Annotated in this window: 3 protein-coding genes; all 3 read left to right on the top strand. The window is 61.6% G+C overall.

Annotated elements, in window-relative coordinates:
• Positions 1-1,237 (top strand): hypothetical protein (locus NUW23_12075; GenBank protein ID MCR4426902.1); only part of this gene is annotated, 1,237 nt, incomplete at its 5' end.
• Positions 1,238-1,421: 184 nt separating this feature from the next.
• Complete coding sequence (locus NUW23_12070) at positions 1,422-2,228, top strand: glycerophosphodiester phosphodiesterase (GenBank protein MCR4426901.1); 807 nt, start codon at positions 1,422-1,424, stop codon at positions 2,226-2,228.
• Positions 2,218-2,590: MFS transporter (locus tag NUW23_12065; GenBank protein MCR4426900.1), on the top strand; the 373-nt coding region annotated here is incomplete at its 3' end. The genes NUW23_12070 and NUW23_12065, both read left to right, overlap by 11 nt.

Genomic DNA, 2,590 nt, shown 5'->3' with positions numbered 1-2,590 from the left:
CGGCGCCTGTGGACGAAGCAGGAACCTTGCGGACAGCTCCCATGGGAGATATGTCCATGAAAAGGAGGACGGGACCCGGTTCATGACCGTCTCCAGGTGGTTACAGGCCATTGGTATCTTGCTCCTGGTTTCTATCGCTGTCTGTCCAGGCTCCGCTCGGTGTTTCCCGGGCGGGGCGGTTGAGGAGGATCCTACAGGGCTCTTTGGTGGCCCAGCGGTTCAGTTCGATGCAGGCCGGTTCATCCAGGCAGCGGTACTGGCCGACCCTGCCTCGCTCGAGGCCTGGGTGAGGCTCTCCGAGCTCCGCAGGGCACGCGATGGCTCCGGTGTGCCCTGGGAGTTCTCGGGCGGCATCGATATCCTCGCCGGGCTCGCGGCTGAGGCATGGATGGAGTCCCGTGGAGCGGTAGGGTTCTCTGGGCGTCTGAGTTATCGTTTGGGCGGTCACCTGTTGCATGAGGTTTCTGCGTGGTCCGGAGAGGTGCAGGTCCCGATCCCTGCCTTCCGCAGGAGGTCGGGGTCATCTGGAGCGGAACTCAGCAGGCTCGAGTTAAGGTTGGCGGAGCTATCCTGCCTGAGAGCTCAAGGCCGGGCGGTTGCGTCCGCCCTCCGGTCGTTGCGCAACCTCGAGGCCGCGTTCGGGCGAGCGGATTCTTCCGCGTGCCGGTCCCTGCTGTGCGAGGTCAGGGCGAAGCTCGGCTTGGACCTCATGGCGGATGAGCTGGTTTGGTTGACCGGCGACGTTGTAGATGAGCGGTCTTTGGACTTCCTCACGGGGTGGGAATTCGATGCCCTGTCCGACCTCTGGCTTGAGAACGACCCCTCGGTGGCCGGGGGTCTTCTCGATTTGGCCAGAAGAGCGAACGCACCCGATGTAAAAGGATTGGGGGTTCCCGAAGTCCACGCACGGGTGGGGTTCTCGTGGCCGCAAGATGCTGACGCACCTTCGGTGTATGCAGGGATCTCTTTTGTGTTGGACAGCGTGACTTCCCAGGCGGGTGCGGCGTCTTCCGGCACGAAACTGGAACTCGAGGCTCTGGAGAGTCGCGTCCGAGCCATTATAAGCCGAAGCCGGCTCGACTTCGCGCGCGCTCTCGATGATGCGTTCTCCGCACGTGACGCCCTTCTTTCGGGGGAGTCCAACGATCCTGCCATGGCTCGGTCTGAGTTCGAGCAGGCCGCCCTGCGGCTCCTCACGGGCCTCGGGCTTTTCCCACCCAATCCACCTCTTCGATGAATGCTGCCGGCTCACCCCTGAGCGCAGGATTTCGATGGAACATGTCAAATATGCGAAAGCGGCAGCCTCTTCCTCTGGCATTGCCCTGCTGGTGTGGGGCGGTCAGCCCGGGGCATGAGCCGTGAATCGAGAGCGCAGCGTCTCTTTTGCTTGCACAGGGGGGAACTCTGGAGGTGGATGGGTCTTGAAATCGGCGGCTTTGATCCTGGGCCACCGCGGGGCTCCGGCGGTGGCTCCCGAGAACACGTTGGCCGGATTCGTTCAGGCCATGGAACTGGGAGCGGACGGAGTGGAACTCGACGTTCACCTCTCGCGCGATGATGAGCTAGTTGTGATTCACGATGAATATGTCGACCGCACCACTGATGGGCACGGGATGGTCCGGGAGCATTCCGTAACCGAACTCGGAGCGTTGAACGCGGCCGCCCACTTCCGCGGGGATTTCCCAAGGCAAGGGGTTCCAACTCTCTCGGACGTAGTGGACGCTCTAGGGCAATCATGGTCTCTCTTGAATATCGAGATCAAGAGTGGGATCGTGGTCTACCCCGGGATCGAACAGAAGCTCGCCGAGTTCGTCCGCAGACGCTCAATAGAGTCGAAGGTCGTGTTCTCCTCGTTCAACCACTACAGTCTGGTGGAACTCAAGAGACTGGCACCAGAGTGCAGGACGGGAATCCTCTATATGGCGGGTCTGGTGGAGCCGTGGCACTATGCCCGTCGGATCGGCGCGGAGGCCTTGCACCCGTTGCACTACAACATCTTCCCGGAGTTCGTCTCTGGGGCACATCTGGCGGGAGTCTCTGTGAACACCTGGACAGTGGACACTCCCGCGGACATCGCCAGGGTCATCCGGGCGGGGGTTGACGCGGTGATAACCAACGACCCCGGGACTGCAGTCCGAATCCGGGATGTGGGGGGCCGAGCCTTGGGAGGCCTCCGGCCAGAACGTTGTCCCCATGCGTGTGGGGGTGAACCGGTTGATGAGGCTTGATTACCGCCGTACTCTTATCCTCGGTTTCGGCTTTTTCGCCATCAGCCTCAGCTGGGCGTTGTACAACGCTTTCGTTCCCGTGTTCCTCGATACCTTGCTTGTGGATGTGGCCATGAAAGGCTTTCTCGTCGGGGCCATCATGACCTTCGACAATATCGCAGCCGTCACGCTGCAGCCATTCTTCGGGGCCGCGAGCGACCGGACCTGGAACCGCTACGGCAGACGCATGCCATACATCCTTGTGGGGATGCCCCTCGGAGCGCTTTTCTTCGCACTGATTCCGGCCTTCAGGTCCCACCTGTACGCTCTGATTGTCGTGCTGGTCCTGATGAATGTCTCCATGACCGTTTTCCGCGCACCCA

The sequence above is a fragment of the Bacillota bacterium genome (assembly GCA_024655925.1).
Lineage (GTDB): Bacteria > Bacillota > DTU025 > DTU025 > JANLFS01 > JANLFS01.
The sequence above is the reverse complement of the archived record's forward strand: the minus strand, read 5'-3'. Positions and strand labels throughout refer to the sequence as shown.